General features: G+C 64.2%; 1 protein-coding gene. It reads right to left on the reverse strand.

Translation table 11 applies throughout. The features are described from left to right. Positions 1-397, reverse strand: a 397-nt coding sequence (locus AACQ95_RS14410) for a DUF5801 repeats-in-toxin domain-containing protein (protein ID WP_241281099.1), incomplete at both ends; no start/stop codon positions are given.

Consider the following 397-nt stretch of genomic DNA (forward strand, 5'->3'; position numbering starts at 1 on the left):
CTGGCACTCAGGCTCGGTGCTTCCACCGCCAGCCCGGCACTCGGACCGTCATCTTCAAACTGGAAGACCCCGCCAGTGCCCACATCAATGGCGGCACTGGCGCTGTCGCCATCCGCGTCCGTCACGGTTTGCACCAGGGTCAATACCCCGCTGCCCAGGTTCAGCGCCACGCTGTCATCCGCATTGTCGCTGTCGCCGTGCCAGACGTTGTCCAGCAGGGCCAGCGTCACTTCACCTGTGCTCGGGTTGATGGTCAGGGTGAAGTAATCCACCCCACCGGCACTGCCAGTGATAACGTTGCCCACCTGGTTCAGCACGATGGCCTCGCCCTGTCCATCGGGAGCCTGCGGATCTACCGCAAACAGGCCGCTGACCACGTTGCTGCCCGTGAGCGCCA

The sequence above is a fragment of the Aeromonas sp. MR19 genome, assembly GCF_963899305.1.
Taxonomy (GTDB): domain Bacteria; phylum Pseudomonadota; class Gammaproteobacteria; order Enterobacterales; family Aeromonadaceae; genus Aeromonas; species Aeromonas bestiarum.